The sequence below is a fragment of the Longicatena caecimuris genome, assembly GCF_004341945.1.
Classification (GTDB): domain Bacteria; phylum Bacillota_I; class Bacilli_A; order Erysipelotrichales; family Erysipelotrichaceae; genus Longicatena; species Longicatena caecimuris.
In genome coordinates this window covers 14,295-30,567 of sequence record NZ_SMBP01000016.1, presented here as the reverse complement: position 1 = coordinate 30,567, position 16,273 = coordinate 14,295, and the positions used below count along the sequence as shown (strand labels likewise).

Annotated in this window: 14 protein-coding genes; 3 read left to right on the top strand and 11 right to left on the bottom strand. The window is 37.5% G+C overall.

Annotated features, from left to right (window positions below; genetic code table 11):
• Window positions 1-79: 79 nt before the first annotated feature.
• Both EDD61_RS09620 and EDD61_RS09615 read right to left on the bottom strand, forming a co-directional pair.
• Entirely contained in the window at window positions 80-2,569 is a 2,490-nt protein-coding gene (locus EDD61_RS09620; RefSeq protein ID WP_132225168.1) for a transporter substrate-binding domain-containing diguanylate cyclase, read from the bottom strand.
• 331 nt (window positions 2,570-2,900) lie between these two features.
• Window positions 2,901-3,764 carry a YitT family protein gene (locus EDD61_RS09615; protein WP_008688802.1) on the bottom strand — a complete coding sequence of 288 codons (864 nt, stop codon included), beginning with the start codon at window positions 3,762-3,764 and terminating at the stop codon, window positions 2,901-2,903.
• A 210-nt stretch (window positions 3,765-3,974) separates the two neighbouring features.
• Here EDD61_RS09615 and EDD61_RS09610 point away from each other — a divergent pair, with 210 nt between their 5' ends.
• Entirely contained in the window at window positions 3,975-5,648 is a 1,674-nt protein-coding gene (locus tag EDD61_RS09610) for an asparagine synthetase B family protein (RefSeq protein ID WP_132225166.1), read from the top strand.
• A 128-nt stretch (window positions 5,649-5,776) separates the two neighbouring features.
• Here EDD61_RS09610 and EDD61_RS09605 read toward each other — a convergent pair whose 3' ends face one another.
• The 4 genes from EDD61_RS09605 to EDD61_RS09590 form a co-directional block, all read right to left on the bottom strand.
• A complete protein-coding gene (locus EDD61_RS09605; RefSeq protein WP_132225164.1) occupies window positions 5,777-6,865 on the bottom strand; it encodes a DNA recombination protein RmuC in 1,089 nt (362 codons plus the stop codon).
• Between the two features lie 68 nt (window positions 6,866-6,933).
• The gene (locus EDD61_RS09600) at window positions 6,934-7,350 is read right to left on the bottom strand and encodes a competence protein ComK (protein ID WP_008688807.1); all 417 of its coding nucleotides are present in this window, start codon (window positions 7,348-7,350) and stop codon (window positions 6,934-6,936) included.
• A 202-nt stretch (window positions 7,351-7,552) separates the two neighbouring features.
• The gene (locus EDD61_RS09595; RefSeq protein WP_008688809.1) at window positions 7,553-8,023 is read right to left on the bottom strand and encodes a RidA family protein; all 471 of its coding nucleotides are present in this window, start codon (window positions 8,021-8,023) and stop codon (window positions 7,553-7,555) included.
• Between the two features lie 13 nt (window positions 8,024-8,036).
• Entirely contained in the window at window positions 8,037-9,293 is a 1,257-nt protein-coding gene (locus EDD61_RS09590; RefSeq protein WP_008688810.1) for a hemolysin family protein, read from the bottom strand.
• Window positions 9,294-9,674: 381 nt separating this feature from the next.
• On the opposite strand from EDD61_RS09590, the gene EDD61_RS09585 reads away from it, so the two are divergent.
• Window positions 9,675-9,920, top strand: coding sequence for a DUF3892 domain-containing protein (locus EDD61_RS09585; RefSeq protein ID WP_008688812.1), 246 nt, complete (start codon window positions 9,675-9,677; stop codon window positions 9,918-9,920).
• A gap of 25 nt (window positions 9,921-9,945) precedes the next feature.
• Here the strand turns inward: EDD61_RS09585 and EDD61_RS09580 are convergent, their stop codons facing one another.
• From EDD61_RS09580 to rdgB, 3 genes are read right to left on the bottom strand one after another with little or no spacing between them, the layout of a single operon-like run.
• A complete protein-coding gene (locus tag EDD61_RS09580; protein WP_226896921.1) occupies window positions 9,946-10,503 on the bottom strand; it encodes a hypothetical protein in 558 nt (185 codons plus the stop codon).
• A gap of 20 nt (window positions 10,504-10,523) precedes the next feature.
• A complete protein-coding gene (locus EDD61_RS09575) occupies window positions 10,524-11,033 on the bottom strand; it encodes a tRNA (cytidine(34)-2'-O)-methyltransferase (RefSeq protein WP_132225162.1) in 510 nt (169 codons plus the stop codon).
• Window position 11,034: 1 nt separating this feature from the next.
• The gene (rdgB, locus tag EDD61_RS14110; protein ID WP_132225160.1) at window positions 11,035-13,293 is read right to left on the bottom strand and encodes an RdgB/HAM1 family non-canonical purine NTP pyrophosphatase; all 2,259 of its coding nucleotides are present in this window, start codon (window positions 13,291-13,293) and stop codon (window positions 11,035-11,037) included.
• A 72-nt stretch (window positions 13,294-13,365) separates the two neighbouring features.
• Between rdgB and EDD61_RS09565 the strand changes: the two genes are divergently transcribed.
• A complete protein-coding gene (locus EDD61_RS09565) occupies window positions 13,366-14,208 on the top strand; it encodes a choline/ethanolamine kinase family protein (protein ID WP_008979029.1) in 843 nt (280 codons plus the stop codon).
• A 108-nt stretch (window positions 14,209-14,316) separates the two neighbouring features.
• On the opposite strand, the gene EDD61_RS09560 is transcribed toward EDD61_RS09565, so the two are convergent.
• Together EDD61_RS09560 and EDD61_RS09555 are read right to left on the bottom strand one after the other, a co-directional pair.
• Entirely contained in the window at window positions 14,317-15,336 is a 1,020-nt protein-coding gene (locus EDD61_RS09560; protein ID WP_008688821.1) for a LacI family DNA-binding transcriptional regulator, read from the bottom strand.
• A gap of 37 nt (window positions 15,337-15,373) precedes the next feature.
• Window positions 15,374-16,246: a Cof-type HAD-IIB family hydrolase gene (locus tag EDD61_RS09555; RefSeq protein ID WP_230326884.1), complete on the bottom strand. Its 873-nt coding sequence runs from the start codon at window positions 16,244-16,246 to the stop codon at window positions 15,374-15,376.
• Window positions 16,247-16,273: the final 27 nt, after the last annotated feature.

Genomic DNA, 16,273 nt, shown 5'->3' with positions numbered 1-16,273 from the left:
ACATGATAAAAAAGATTTCACCATCAATGAAATCTTTTCTTTTTAATCTTCTTCCATAGCATAAACTCAGCAATCTAATTTATGATTTTATGAAATATGCATTTCTTCCGGCTGCTTTCACCTCATATAAAACCTTATCTGCTTTTTGATACAGAATGTTATAATCACAAACATCCTTCGTCATAACAAAGCCCATACTCAAGGTGATATTGGGCAGTCCTTCGATTGTCGTCTGCAGAGCTTTTTGTAATCTTGCACAACCACTCGCTACCGCATTTTCATCTTGTGGTGCCATCAGGAAAACAGCAAATTCATCGCCACCTAATCTTCCTATCAATGCCTTTTCCCCAAATGCTTTCTGCATGACATCTGCGCAATGGATCAACACTTGATCTCCTATGAAATGACCAAATTCATCATTGACCTCTTTAAAATAATCAATATCTAAAACACCAAACGCATACATGCCTTTATCACGCACTAATTCCAATTGTATTTTCTTTTTAAAAGCTGCTGTATTATAAACAGAAGTCAGCGCATCCATCATACTCTTTTTTTCCAGATTTTCACGTTCTGTTTTTTCTTCTTGAATATCAACAGCACGACCGATGGCATACACCGGTCTATCCATGTCATAAACCACCTTCATTACGACATGAAACCAACGCACTTCCTTGTTAGCTAACTGTATCAAAACTTCACGATCCGTGTCTTTCATTTCCATAATGCATTGGAATAAAGAAGATTCATCCTTTTTCTTGTCTGATGAAATATCTTTTGCGTAATTCTCAATTTCATTTGTTTCAGCTAAGAAATTATGCTTATCCCCTAGCTTTAAAATATCTTTTTCATAGTCATATTCAAAAATTATCTCTTGTGTGATCTTGCTTAGCATCCGATAGCGATTGTTTTCTACTTCAATCTGGCGTTTCATTTTCAATTGGCGATGATAAAAATAACTGAAAACAGCAACAATACAAATGATGATCAACAGCGTTATCACCATGCTTTCAATAATATGCTGCTGAATATAATCCCGCAAAGTAAAGGTCGCTTTATCTAGTGAATGCTGATATATATAGGTATTAATATCTTCTTCTTTCAAATTGCGTATGCATTTATTCAAAATACCGACTAGCATATGATCATTTCCATCCACTACACCAAAGCTATAATTTAACATATCTCCTTTTACATCGGCAACACTGATCATAGATCGATATCCCAGCTGATTCATATAGTAGCTGATGGCATAAGAAGAATCAATCATATAATCTGCTTCCCCATCATGAACAGCTTTTAAACAGTCTTGTGTAGAGTTCGCATAGATAACATTGTGTGGATCAATGCGGCTTTTTAAGATTGAAGATAATTCTTTGCGTATCGCCAATTTTTTATTGTCTAAAGCATTTAAATCTGTATTCTTTTGTAAAACAATCTGCAATGGTGCCTTTAAATACGCGTTCGTCACGCTCATCGTGTTTATATAGTTTAAGGAATAATCATAATTGATTGAGGCCAAGATATCAATTTCATGATGCAACATACGTTCTTCATATTCATGATAGTTGTCTACAAACTCATATGAGAACTGCAACCCGGTTTCTTCCTTGATGTCTTCTAGTATATCAATCGCCGTTCCCGTTGCCTTATTACCTTTAACATATTGAACAGGAGCTTGATTGCTCATAATCATCACATGAAACGTTTTTGCCTTTCTAATGTAATCCTTTTCCTGCTGCGTCAGAATAACATGATCCAGTTTTTCTTCAAAATATTTCGTATAGAGTGTTTGCTTTAACGTTGGGTTTATTTCATTTAGCTCTTCCATTCCTTTATTTAAATCATGGACAATCTTTGTTTTCCCCTTGGCTACTGCAAAATACATAGGGTCCGGTGAAAAACGTGCAATAACCCGAAAATCACTGGCTAAGGCGATATCCACACTTAATAAAGCATCTGCTTCCCCTTTCTTTACAGCTTCCATCTGCGCAGTACCGTTGTTATAATACTTATAGTTCACTTTTAGGCCATTGGTTTTTACATATTCTTTTAATTGGCCATTTCTAATTTCTGCCTTTTTCTGTAAAGCAATGGTAATCTCTTTGCCATTTGCTAGCGTATAGGAATCTAGCCAGTCATTATCTTTATTCACAGCTAATACATTATAAGCGTAGCCATAACTTTCGGTCGGATAATCATACAGCTTTGCAAGTTCATCACTACGACGCATACTGCCAAGCATATCAATTTCACCCTTGTTTAATTTATCTAGCAATTCTGATATTTGTGTGTCTACATCATCGCTTTTACTTTCAATAAATTCATATTCCCATCCGGTATATTGAGAAAGTTCTTTTAAGTAATCATACATATAGCCTGTATAATTTCCTTTTTCATCTTTCATACTTAAGCCTTCTTGAATAGGAAAGCCTATTTTAATTATCTTAGTACTCGCATGTTGCGTTTTTTGATTATTTGCTTGTAAGGCACCATGAAAATTGCCAATTCCCAGAAGGTATAAAAAGATAACAGCCATCATACTGACAATGTAATGTTTTTTCTTCATAGCAACCTCACTTTATCTAGTGTCTTCATGTTCTTATATTATAATACATATTTATTAATAACAGAAGTCTTTTTATATTTTAAATCACATTTACATCACAATTCATGAAATAGGCTCTTTCTTTTAGGCTTTCTTACTTGTTTTAAGGAACTTTTTACACTATGAAACAGATAACGATTTCCTCTGCTGCTTTTCTACATGTCACGAGTAAGTTAACACATGAAGCGAAGATATCGCGTTTGGAAATCGAAATACTACAAAGTGCTTATATAAATAACGAAAAAAGAATTCCAAGTTGGCATAAAGACCATAATTTTGAAATTCTTTGTTTTTATTCAATTGGTGTCTGATAGAATTTTCCTTCGACGTATTCCGTTTTTGTTACATTGACAAAACTGGTACGATCAATTTCACGGATACGATTTACCAAACCCTTTACCTCCATACTATCAACGACAGTATATAACATCGTACGCGGTTGTCCATAGTATGTACCGATTCCTTCAAAACGTGTCACGCCATGATGCGTGGTGTTCTGAATTTCCTCAATAACGATATCCGGATCACTGGTTACGATAAAAACGGTCATTTTTTTATAACGCTTGTGTACCGTATTTATAATCTGCGTTGAGCAGAATTGGAATATGATGGAATATAATGCTTTATCCCATCCAAATAAATACCCTGCAACAATCAGCATCACAGCATTCATACCCAGGATATAATTCCATGCTGGCTGATGCGTCTTTTGTGATATCCACATTGCAATAAAATCCGTTCCCCCACTGCTGGCATTACCACGAAGCGCAATTCCTAATGCTACTCCCTGTAAAATTCCACCAAATATCGTAATAAGCAAAATATCCTCCGTGATATTCGTCGTTGGTAAAATTTCAACGAATACACCGGTAAGGATGATCATGACACATGAATAAAACGTGAACTTTTTCCCAACGGTTTTATAGCCAATATAGGCGGGTATAGCATTCAAGGTGAAATTGACAAGGGAATATGATACGCTGATGCCTGCATATTTTTCAAAACTTCGCTGTATCAAAACAGTCAAGCCGGTAAAGCCACCTGGAAATAATCCTCCTGCGCTGATGAATGTATTAATATTAACAGCACAAAGTAATGAACCGATGATCACACAGCCAATCGTGACCAAATCTTTATATTTTGTTTGTATACTCATATAAACTCCTGCTCCCTACTCTTTACCACGCTTATTATACTATCTTTTTACATGGATGCAAGACTTTGTCGAAATGATAATTTTTACTCTTCCCATCATCGAAAATTCTTACATTTGCGTTATCTTTTTTGTTATGCTTTCATGCAATTACAAACATTTCATACTACTTTTTGAGAAAATGACATACACTAAGATGAAAGGAAGGATATCATGAAATCTTATGTCATGAAGATACAGCAACATACGCATAGTGATGCGGCTAAACTCATCTTATATCAAAATAAAGCTTATGAAGTAATCGTTCAAGGAGAAATATATAATGCGCAAAGTATCTATCAATTATTAAAGGAAGCCTATCCTCTGCAGGAGCGTCTGGAAGATATTGTCTTTTTTGCTTATCAACGTTGGGGCGAAGATGCCATGTTGGAATTAGAAGGAGCCTATTCCTTTGTTATCAGTAGTGGCAAAGATGTTTTTGCCGCAAAAGACCCCTTAGGATTATCTCCGTTATTTTATAGTAAGACAAACGATACCATCTGGCTATCCAATCGTATAGATGCTTTGCTAGAAGCCAGTCAACAACCGCGTATCTTGAATAGTCACGGTATTTTAGAGCTATTTTCCTTTGGTCCGAGCTTATCAATGGATAAAACATTATTTGCCAATGTTGCTTCATTGCCCATGGGTTCATTTTTACGCATCCATAATGGGGATATCAAAGTTAAGACATACTATAAGCTACCCACCATCGAGCATCATGATGATATGGAAACGACTACGTTAAAAGTGCATGATCTCTTATGTCATTCTATACAACAACAAATGCATCATTGTAAGGCATCTTTTTTATCTGGTGGTTTAGATAGTAGTATTATTACAGCTGTTTGTGCAAAAGAGAAAGAATGGCATACGTATTCTTTGGATTATGAAGGAAATGCAAAAAATTTTAAAAGCAACATGTATCAGGTTTCCATGGACAACGCCTTTATCAATCAAATGCTAGAACGCTATCCTTGTACACATCATTGGCTGATGCTCAAACAACAAACATTAGCAGATACCCTAGAAGAAAGTATGTTAGCCAGAAATCATCCCGGCATGGCGGATGTGGATGCTTCATTGCTTTGGCTGTGTCAGCAGGTTGCCCAAAAGGAAGCTGTCATTCTAAGCGGAGAATGCAGTGATGAAATTTTTGGCGGTTATCCTTGGTTTTATCGTGATGAATTAAAAGATTTGCCAACCTTTCCTTGGTTACGTTCTACCCCACAGCGCATAGAACTGTTAAAGGATGATATAAAACAATTGGGTTATGAGGCTTATATACAACAACAATATGAAGATAGTATTCGTGATATCCGATACCTGGATACTGACAGTGAAGATGATCGACGTGCTCGTCGCCACACACAACTTTGTTTAAAATGGTTCATGCAGACTCTTGTCACACGTCAAGTATGCGAAGGTGATCGTGCCAACTTAACGATTCGTGCTCCTTTTGCAAATGTCGCCTTGCTTGAATACGTATATAATATCCCTTGGCAGATGAAATTCTATCATGGGCAGGAAAAAGGCATCTTGCGAAAAGCCTTTGCAAATGAATTACCTGAAGAAGTATGTTGGCGCAAAAAGAATCCTTTCCCGAAAACACATAATCCGCAATATGCTGATATTGTCGCAAAGATGCTGATGGAACGTTATAAAGACTCTACTTCTGCTTTACATGAGCTTTTAGACGATGCGCATCTAAAAGAATTGATAGCTACGAAAGGGGCTTCTTTTCAACTGCCATGGTATGGACAATTAATGAGTGGTCCACAATTACTTGCCTATCTTTATCAGATTGATTGCTGGATCCGTGATTACAACATTAAGATTGAAAAGTAAACATGCATGATTGTAATTGTGATATTATGAGTTGTGCTTCATCATAACGCAGAAAAAAAGGAGATTGAAATGCTATGCTTCATAAATAGCTTTCAATCTTCTTTATCATGATATAGATAAAAGTGTATTTACGCTGTATCCTTTTTTGTTAACTCTACTGCCTGTATTTCTTGAAAACGCATATGCAACTTATTTGCTGTGATAGACAACAAGCGCATATCCTGATAACACTTATCAAAATCACTTTGCACATTCTGATAACGCTTTGCAAAACGTTCAAACTCCATCTCTAATTTCTGTAGTTCTTTTTGCATTTGTGCCAGATTCTCATTGCGTTCGACACCTAAATAAATTGCTTTGATTGCCGTGATGTATGCCATCAGTGTGGTAGGAGATACCATATACACCTTTTCCTGATAAGAATAGTTCACAACCTCATCACATTGTGCATATAAATACGCAAAAACAGCTTCAGCAGGAAGAAACAAATACGCAAAATCCGCCGTTTCTTGTGGCAAAATATATTTTTGTGCAATTGCTTTAATGTGTTTTTTCACATCATTGACAAATATAGTATGATACTTCTGCTGTTCTTCCTTCGTCTGTGCTGACATGATACGATTGTAGTTTTCTAAAGGAAATTTTGAATCAATACAAATCATGTGCAGTGGTTCTTTGCCAAACAAAACAGCATCTGCAATTGCTCCATTGCTTAATTTATACTGTTTTGCATAGCGTGATGTATTCACTCCCATTGCTGTTTCAAGCAATGAATATAGTTCTATTTCACCAAAAATACCACGTGTCTTTTTATCCGTTAAAACACGTTGAATATCGTTGATTGATAACGATAGCTCTTTTAAATTTCGCTGCCCTTCATCCAGCTTCCCCATCTGTTCCATCACCTGCGAAAATACTTTACTTGTATTCTCATAGCCATGTTGCACCGTCGTATTCACATGCTTTTCCATAACATACAAATGTTCGCTAGTTGCCTCCTTCCATTGGGCAAGCTCTCTTTGCATGGATAACTGAAGACGTTGCATTTGTTGCTGCATCGATTGTTGCATCTGAAACAGTGCTTCTTGCTGATGCTTTTCATTTTCCATTAGCACTTCTTTAACACGCAAAGTTTCTTTCGGTGATTGGCGAAAGAGAAAAAAAGCGATACATAAGATCAAAAAAGCACCTAATAAGATACCAAATAAGATTTCCATATTCATCATCCTTTTTTTACGTCTATTATTATAACAGATATCTTCGTATTTGCGCATGGAAGATGTGTTCACTCATGAGCACGAAGATACATTCGCAATTGCTCACATCGTCGCATTTGTCTTTGTATTGTCCGATAGGCAATCGCTAGTTCTATTTCATCCTTACTGCGAAAAATCACCTGTGTCCTTTTCCCTTTTGCATGATAAGATACTACCTCATTGGCATGAATCCAGATACAGTCATCCCGCGTAGCGGAAACAGTCGGAAACCAGAGGGTTTCCTTTTTCTCTGACACTAAAATGGGAACCTTTTGGTGAATCTGTAAAATTTTTTTCGCGGCTATTGTACGTCCTTGCAGCGTACTGCCATAAAACAGACAAGCTTCCTCTAGCAAAGATAACACAGGTTTTTTCACAATACAGTACTTCCCATGTTCCTTTAATAACACTGTCATTTCTTTCTTTTGATACATTGCTAACAGCATGTTTTCCCTCCTTTTAACTTATAACATAACATAGCTTTCAAAAGGAATTGGGAAATTATAAATTCTTTGATAGTTTATCAAAAACATCTTTAAAAATTATCGAATATGGTTAAATTTTGATATGTAAAAAAAGAAATCTTGATCCTTCAAAAATCAAGATTTCCTAATGTTTACAATACCTATATGATACGACATCTAGCAACTAGTCGCAGCAGCCTCCATCACAGCCACCGCCACAGCTTGAGCATCCGCTTTGCTGCGCTGCCAACTGCTGTTCATAAACCAAAGTATCAATTACGATACATTCAATTTCTAATTTTACATCCTTAGGCAGACGTGCTACTTGTACACAGCTTCTTGCTGGATATGGTTCTTCTAAGTATGAACCATACACTTCATTCAGCTTATCAAAATCATTTAGATCACTGACAAAAATCGTTGTTTTCACGATATGTTTATAATCAAGTCCCATATCATTTAAAACAGCCTTAATATTCTTCATAACCTGATGTGTCTGTTCTTCAATAGTAGTACCTTCGACTTCACCGGTTTCTGGATTCAAAGGAATTTGTCCTGATAAATAAACGAAATCACCCAACTTTACCGCTGGAGAATAAGGTCCTAATGCTTTTGGAGCCGTTTCTGGCTTAAATGCTTTTAAAAAGATATTCATGCTATGTAACCTCCTAGTCTAGCAATTCATCGTCATCATTTAATGACTTTATCTGTAACTCAAGTCTGGCAGCCATGCCATCCTTGGTATCCAGTACCTTGATCTCAAGATTTTCAAATTCAAGTTCACGACCTTTGCGTACCTTGCGATGCGCATTTAATTCATATATCCAAGCCGCAAAACTTCTGGCCTTGGTGATTGGGGCATCCTGATCATCGACATATTTATCGAAGAAATCGATCAAATTTACTTTCCCATCAATCACGAATGTGTGATGTCCAATTTCCACTACATGATTTGGCAAAGGGTCATATTCATCGTAGATTTCTCCAACCAATTCTTCCAAGACATCTTCCAACGTTACAATACCAACATATACATGGGATGTTTGTGATTCTTCAACGATTGCCATATGCTCTCGTGACTTTTGAATATTTTCTAATACATCCGGCAGTTTTTTACGTTGAGTGACAAAGATTGGTTCCTGCATCATATCTTTTATGACGATTTCCCGCTCTTCTAATAAGGCATCTAAAACATCACGAACGCGTAAGATTCCCACGACCTCTAAGGTCTCATAAGAAATCACCGGTAATCGTGATAATTTATGATCCTTCAGCACCGCTTTTAACTGCTCATAAGTTGCATTATCATACAAGAAGACAACCTGATCTTTCGGCACCATGATATCACGAACATTTTTATCATCAAATTCGATGACACTTTCGATCAATTCACGCTCTTCCTGTTCCAGAACTCCTTCCTGCTCAATCGTTGAAACGATTTCCAGCAGTTCATCTTCCGTAGCTGTAACATTCTCAATGTCCATCTTCTTTTCCCAATGTCCTTCCAAAGATTCAACCACAAAAGAAATCGGGCGAAAGATCGTCACCATTACCGATAATGGTTTCGCAACCAAGAGCACAAAGGATTCTGCCTTTGCCTTTGCTACGATTTTAGGGGCAATTTCGCCAAACACTAAAATCAGAATAGTCATCACAGCCGTTGCCAAAGCAACACCGCTGGTGCCAAAGATATCGGTCAATAATGCTGTAGCCAATGAAGTAGCTAAAATGTTCACTACATTGTTTCCAATTAAGATTGTAGTGATCACCGCTGTAAAGTTCTTAGAAATAGTATAAGCTGTTTTGGCTTTTTTATTGCCGCTTTTCGCCATCTGTTTCAAACGTATCATATTCACACTGGAATATGCAGTTTCCGTAGATGAGAAAATAGCTGATAAAGCAATCAAAGCCACTAATGCAATCATGAGGCATATTCGCGATCCGTCCAAGTATAACCACTCCCTATTGTAATGTCGATTCGCATTTGCTCTTAAGTATAAGAGGTAAGAGGCATGGAACATCCTCTTACTATGGTAACTATTATAGCGTAAATTTAAAAAAATTCAATCACAATGCCTGTTTTCCTTAGGAATTCGCCTATCTTTCTCTTTTATTTTCTTTGCGATAACCACATTTTATCTTTTTATGGTACCGCTAATCTAGAAACATGTTTGCCTTTTTGAAAGGTGAAGAACTTATATAGGGAAAACCATAGTCAAAACGCTATCGTTTCCAGTTTTTCTCAAGGTTATTTCCAGTATAATTCGACATGTGAGGCTCACAATAATGACAGGAGGTAAGTAAAAATGAAAAAATCAAAAAACAGTGAAAGAACACGTTTCGTAGCTGCCCGTCGTAACTCTGATGGAACCTTAAGTGAGTTTAAAGACGAAAATGGCAATGTTTACGATTACGAACAGGCATTAGAGGCTGTTGAACAAGGTATGATTGAAAATGCCCTGCCTTTTACCGGCCGTGATGGTGCACGTCATATCCGTGGCGTCAACGATGGAGACAAATCGACCAACCTACGTAATCTAAAAGAATTCTAAGCAAAAAGAACATATGGCTAACGATTTATGCCGTATGTTCTTTTTCTTCAATGCAAAGATAACTTAACGCATGACGATAATAAAGGATGCGTCGATATAAATGATAAAACAAAACCCCTGTTATCAAAATACTACCTACAAGGAGAAAAGCTCCCAACATTCGTATATAAAGAATAGCTTGCGCAAGTGAAGATGCCCGAAGTCCCAACATGACACACCCAAACATGACGCAGATTTCCATGATTAGTACCAACAAAGTGATGCCGGTTATTTTTTTTCGTTCTAAAATGGGAAAACCTATTATCAGCATGAGAAGTACTAGTATTTCTAACGGTTGCACACAGGATAACATGCATCCTAGAATGCGCAGAATGGACATATTGGCAAGCGATATTAATTCTAGGACTAGCCTGGAAAGATACGTATAAGATAGCATGGGATCATCCAACATAGCATAAAGTGCATCATACGATTGCAAAGATAACAACCGCACACTGATATACACATAAGGTAATACTAAAAGCAACAGCAAACAAAGGAGTATAAGAAAAAACAGATGATATCGTTTTTTTCTTGTATCCACAAAATGATCCAGCCATTCCATTACTGACTCAGCCAGTCCTCTCCCTTAATAACCTCCACCGGGCTTAATCCTGGATAATCCAGCTGACGCAACACTTCATATATGATAATGGCGGCACAGTTGCTTAAATTAAGGCTTCGCGCATTGGCCACCATAGGCAGTCGCATACAATGATCCAATTGTTTGGCTAAAATCGCTTTTGGAATTCCTGTACTCTCCTTACCTAATACTAAATAAATATCGCCTTCACATTGTGTAAAATCAATCTGGCTAGGCGCCTGTTTGCCATAACGGGTCATATAATAATAGTTATTACTAGGATTCTGTTTCGTGAAGTCGTCCCAATTTTCATATAAGCGATAATCCAATTCCTTCATATAATCCATGCCTGCTCTGCGTAAATGGGCTTCATCCAAAGAAAAGCCAAGGGGCTGTATCAGGTGAAGTTTGGTATTGGTAGCCATACAGGTGCGCATCATATTCCCAGTGTTCTGCGGAATTTCCGGTTCATATAAAACTAAGTGCAGCATATTAATTATCTCCTTCCAGATAAGCAAGCAATTGTGCTAAAGCACGGCCGCGATGAGAAACGGCATTCTTTTTTTCTTCAGATACATTCGCCAATGTTGTCTGATATGGTGGATAATAAAAAATCGGATCGTAGCCAAAACCTTTTGCCCCTTCCATATGATCAGCCACCAAACCTTCAACGATCCCGGTAAATACTTGCTCTTTCCCATCTTCATCAACATAGGCAATCGCACAGACAAATTGACAGCCTTTATCTGCAACATGTTTACATTGATCAATAATATATTGATTCTTAACATCATAAGAAGTATCCCTTCCCATGAAACGGGCACTGTAAACACCTGGTTCTCCATGCATGGCATTCACAGCCAGACCACTGTCATCGGCAATTACAGCAATGTGGTATTGCTCATAGATGGCTTTTGCTTTTATCAAAGCATTTTCCTGAAAGGTCGTCCCGGTTTCTTCAATATCAATAGGCTCGTTAAGATCCAACAAACTTTTGATGTGATACCCCAATGGCTCTAACATCGCCTTAAATTCTTCGACTTTATGAGCGTTGCTTGTCGCAATCATCATTTCTTTCATATCTTTCAGCTCCTTTATATAAGTAAGTTCTTTATTCATAAACCAACGTCTTGGCAAGGTTTGTCGCGCATTGTACAAGATCAGTTGATAGCCAAACTGTCCATGATCATAACCAACATCAACTAAGCCATAACAAAATAATTCCTTTTGATTTGCGATACCTTTACAAAAGGCAAAGGATAAGAGGTTTTTCTTTTCTTCTTGCGTGATCCAACAATCTGTAAAGCGATGTGGTTTCTGTTTAAAGCGTTTATAATAAGATCGTAGCAAGACAGCATCAACCGCTTGTTTGGACTGTTGTAAAATTGGATAAAAACAGGAAAACAGTTCATGTGGCTGATAAGGATGCGATAGTTTTTGATATTGTTCACCTAATGCCATGAATAAATCAAAAGGATTTTGATACCAGCCTAGCTCTAAGATTGCTTGTATACTATCTTTGGCGATGCCGCTATTCCAAAACTTTTCTACAGCTTCGCCACAGGCATGCAACTGTTTCAATTCTTTTGTACTCAGCCATGAAGTAGCCACAACATCATAAGGTGCTGTTGTTTGGGCCTGTAATCCATAAGAAGAACTTTCCTTTTTTAACTTGGTACCCTTTAACAACTTTAAGATGCCCAACTGTACCTCGCTTGCCTGTAAGGCAAACAACATATTAAAACTTTGTCGAAAGGTTGGCAAATCTTCATAAGGCAAGCCGGCAATCAAGTCCACATGCAGAATACAGCCGGCTTCACGCATTCGTTTAATGACTTGATGCAAACGTTCATTGTTTTGGATACGTCCTACGCTCTGTAAAGTTTTCGCATGAAACGATTGGACACCGATTTCAAAGCGAAATCTTGTTACATCTGCTTCTTTGGTGAAAAATTCCAATAACTCTTCACTTAATGTTTCTGCAACCACTTCAAATTGAAAAATCTGATTCTTACAATTTTGATTGATATAACGTGCAATACGCAAAGCTCGTTTAGGATCGGCATTAAAGGTACGATCTAAAAGCTTAACCTGCTTGACATCACTATTGGCGATTTGTTTAAGAATCTCCATAACATAGTCGATTGAAAACATACGGACACAACGATCCGCAGAGCTTAAACAATAGCTACAGCCATAGGGGCAACCACGACTCGTTTCCAAATAGAAATAACGATTTGCCATCTGCTGGCTATCCATAGCTAAAAAATATGGATTCGCTAATGTTTCCAACCACGACAATGCAACGCGTTGATAGTTTTTATTGGGAAATGCCTTTGTATAAATTCCCTCTACCTCATGAGGACTTTCTTCTTCCAGCATTGCTATATATTCCCAGACGCTTTTTTCACCTTCTCCGATGCTGATGGCATCTACGCCTTGCTCAAGCAAATCATAAGACTCATAACTCACTTCTGGACCGCCAACAAGAATATGCAAGTCAGGCTTTGTTTCCTTTAATAATCGTATGACAGCTTTGATGATTTCGATATTCCAAATATAACAGCTGAAACAGACGACTTCCACCTGCATAGATAAAATATCTTGTACAATGTGTAACGGATCATCCTTGATGACATATTCTTTTAAAAGCACATCCTCGCGATGTTCACATGCCACATACAGCCATCGCAATGCCAAATTTTTATGTATATATTTTGCATTACAGGTTGTAAGCAATGTTTTTTTCACATATCCACCTTCTTCGTCTACTTATTTTAACAAATTTCACGTAAATATGCTATGATTATACAGGTGATTCCTGTGAAAGATAATAATTTCCTCGACGCATTGTTTTTTGACCCTGATTTACAACTCAAAGACATGCAGAAAGGCTTAACAAATAAAAACTACCTGTTAACATTGGATGGTGAAGAATATGTTTTACGTATCCCTTTTGCCGATGCCGCAAACATTGTTGACCGCCATCATGAAACACTTGCTTTACAAGCATTAAAAGATAGTGACATTGATGTAGATACCATATATTATGATGAAGTCAGTGGCTATAAAGTTACCCGTTATTTAAAAGATGTGGTAACCTATGAAGAATGCATATATGAGGATAAGATAGAACGTGTGGCCGCCCTAATGAAACGATTTCATGGATTGCACACCACCATTGGTGTTTCCTTTGACCCCATTGGACGTTATGTACAATATGCTCGTCACGTTAAACACCAGCCCTTTGCATTTCCTATGTTAAATGATCTCATTAAAGAGCTGCAGCACATGAAACGTACGCAGGTGTTATGTCATAATGATTGGGTAAGTGGCAACATTCTTTTTACGCCCGCTAAAACTTATCTCATCGATTATGAATATGCCGCTGATAACGACCCTTTATTTGATGTCATGTCCTTTTTAAGTGAAAATAACATCCAAGATGAAACGTTGCGCGAACGCTTTTATGCTGTTTATTTTGATACCATGGACGATCAGCTGCGTAAGGATTTGTTATGCTTTGAAGCATTTGAAGATGTGTTATGGTGTCATTGGGCCTTAATGATGTTTGAAAGTCGTCAAGATCCTGTTTATATGCACATAGCAAAAGCTAAAGCACAAGGCTATAATAACGTTATTAACAAATGGAAAGCTTATCAATAAAAAAAAGCCATTCTACTGTTTACTTTACTGTAAACGTATATAGATGGCTTTTTCTATTGCTATAGAACATTTAGTCTTACGATAAGCATTCATGCTGTTTATAAAAAGTTATCGCACACTGTCTCCTTCTTGAAGGTAAAACATATTCTTTTGTTGAGGTATCGCTTTTTTTTCAATCAGCGCTTGTACTGCCGCAAAAACATCCTGTGCAAATACGTGATAATCATATACCACACTGGTCATGACTGGACTCATGATACGCGTAAGGTCCTGACCGCCAAAGCTAACCACAGAAACATTCTGAGGAACGCTAATATGATATTCTTGCACATACTTAGCAAAAGGAATCGCCAAAGCATCATCCTGCAAAATCAATAAATCGAGTTGTTCGGCAAATAATTCCTTAATTCTGGCATAAGTATCCAAATAGCTGCCATCACTGATCTTAACCGCAAAATCGTGTGGTTGCTTCACTTCACGATAAGCCTCTTTTATACCTTCCATATGTAAGTTGGCCAACTGTACATTACTACCCAGGTAGCGAATCATCAAATGCTGCTTCTGCATCAGATACTTGCCTAACACTTCAGCAGCCTGTGTTTCAGGGATAGTAACACTAGTAATTCCTTCCCCTTTCGCACACAAATAAATGATTGGAATCGCCGTTGTTCGCATCTGTTTTTGAATAAATTCAACACTGGAACAGCTCATTACAAGAATCGCATCCATATTATTGACGATACAGGAAGTTAAATACGTTTCTTCCAGATCTTCCCGATTCTGTGTGAAATATACCTGCAGCAGACATCCCTGTGTATATAGCTCCTTACAGATCGCATCAAGTATCTCACGTGTTCTAGGCAACATCACCTGATCACACAATAAGGCGATACGATAGCCTCTGTTAACAGTGCTCTGTTTTTTTAGGACGCGTTTTTTCTTTTCTATTTTTACTTCTTCTTCGACTGCTTTCTTCATAGCTTTTGCGACATAGCCCGTTTCTTCGATGGCTTTAGCAATGCGAAGCGCAATATCCTCTTTGACGTTTTCATCTTTTAAATAACGGGATACAGTAGCTTTTGATACTTCAGCAAGAGCTGCCACATCCGCAAGAGTAGCTTTTTTCATCATCTTTTCCTCACTTCATTTCTATTGGTATTTTACCTTACTTTTCTTGAATTGACAAGGTTTCCAACAGCTGCTCCAAAATATCAGCAACGCCATCTTCCTCATTTGTATAACGGCTGATATAAGCAGCTGCCTTTTGGATGTAGCTATGTCCGTTCTTCATCGCAATACTGTTGGGAAATTCTTCAATCATACTAAGATCATTCAAGGAATCCCCAATGACCAAAACATCCTCTTTCGCAATGCCTTTTTCCTTACAAAAAGCCGCAAGTGCAATGCCTTTTTGGGCTGTTTTTTGCGTCACTTCAATATTATCTTCTATCGAATTGGTCACATGCAACGCCTCACATGCCTGTAATTCACTGCGTGCTTTTTCTAAATTCTGCAATAAACCGCCAAAAGCTTCCATCTTATATACAGGTATCTCTTCGCTCAAAAATGCAGAAATATCCTTTACTTCTCTGGCATAGCGACAAAACCCTGATTCATCCTTCATTTTCATAGCAATCCCCTCATCCAATCCCTGCTGTTGTAAATGCTCTAAAAAAGCTTTTACACAACGTTTTTCATCAGAGGTGATCGTTCCTATACCGGTAAACATATGATAGCAAATATCATACTTTTGAAAAATGGCATCTACCAAGCGGATATGCTCCTTTTTCATCGTTACTTCATAGAGTGCTTTCCCCTTTGCATCCGTAATCAAAGCCCCATTCAGCAGCAAATACTCACAATCTGGCAATACGTGTTCAAACATAGGAATAACACTTTGTGCCATTCTTCCGGTTGCCACCATAAATTGAATGCCTTGTTCTGCTAATTTGGGCAATACTGCTTTACTTTTATCCGATAAGCCATGGTTGCCATCTAATAAGGTGCCATCTAAATCACAGGCAATTAATTTCATCATTTCTACCTACTTTCTTACTGGATATAG

What these genes read in the sequence shown, in the direction of transcription:
- EDD61_RS09615 (WP_008688802.1), bottom strand. Translation starts at nt 3,764, where the DNA reads ATGAGTATACAAACAAAATATAAAGATTTGGTCACGATTGGCTGTGTG.
- EDD61_RS09575 (WP_132225162.1), bottom strand. Translation starts at nt 11,033, where the DNA reads ATGCTGCACTTAGTTTTATATGAACCGGAAATTCCGCAGAACACTGGG.
- EDD61_RS09590 (WP_008688810.1), bottom strand. Translation starts at nt 9,293, where the DNA reads ATGATTGCATTAGTGGCTTTGATTGCTTTATCAGCTATTTTCTCATCT.
- EDD61_RS09555 (WP_230326884.1), bottom strand. Translation starts at nt 16,246, where the DNA reads ATGATGAAATTAATTGCCTGTGATTTAGATGGCACCTTATTAGATGGC.
- EDD61_RS09585 (WP_008688812.1), top strand. Translation starts at nt 9,675, where the DNA reads ATGAAAAAATCAAAAAACAGTGAAAGAACACGTTTCGTAGCTGCCCGT.
- EDD61_RS09560 (WP_008688821.1), bottom strand. Translation starts at nt 15,336, where the DNA reads ATGAAAAAAGCTACTCTTGCGGATGTGGCAGCTCTTGCTGAAGTATCA.
- EDD61_RS09610 (WP_132225166.1), top strand. Translation starts at nt 3,975, where the DNA reads ATGAAATCTTATGTCATGAAGATACAGCAACATACGCATAGTGATGCG.
- EDD61_RS09595 (WP_008688809.1), bottom strand. Translation starts at nt 8,023, where the DNA reads ATGAATATCTTTTTAAAAGCATTTAAGCCAGAAACGGCTCCAAAAGCA.
- EDD61_RS09620 (WP_132225168.1), bottom strand. Translation starts at nt 2,569, where the DNA reads ATGAAGAAAAAACATTACATTGTCAGTATGATGGCTGTTATCTTTTTA.
- EDD61_RS09605 (WP_132225164.1), bottom strand. Translation starts at nt 6,865, where the DNA reads ATGGAAATCTTATTTGGTATCTTATTAGGTGCTTTTTTGATCTTATGT.
- EDD61_RS09600 (WP_008688807.1), bottom strand. Translation starts at nt 7,350, where the DNA reads ATGCTGTTAGCAATGTATCAAAAGAAAGAAATGACAGTGTTATTAAAG.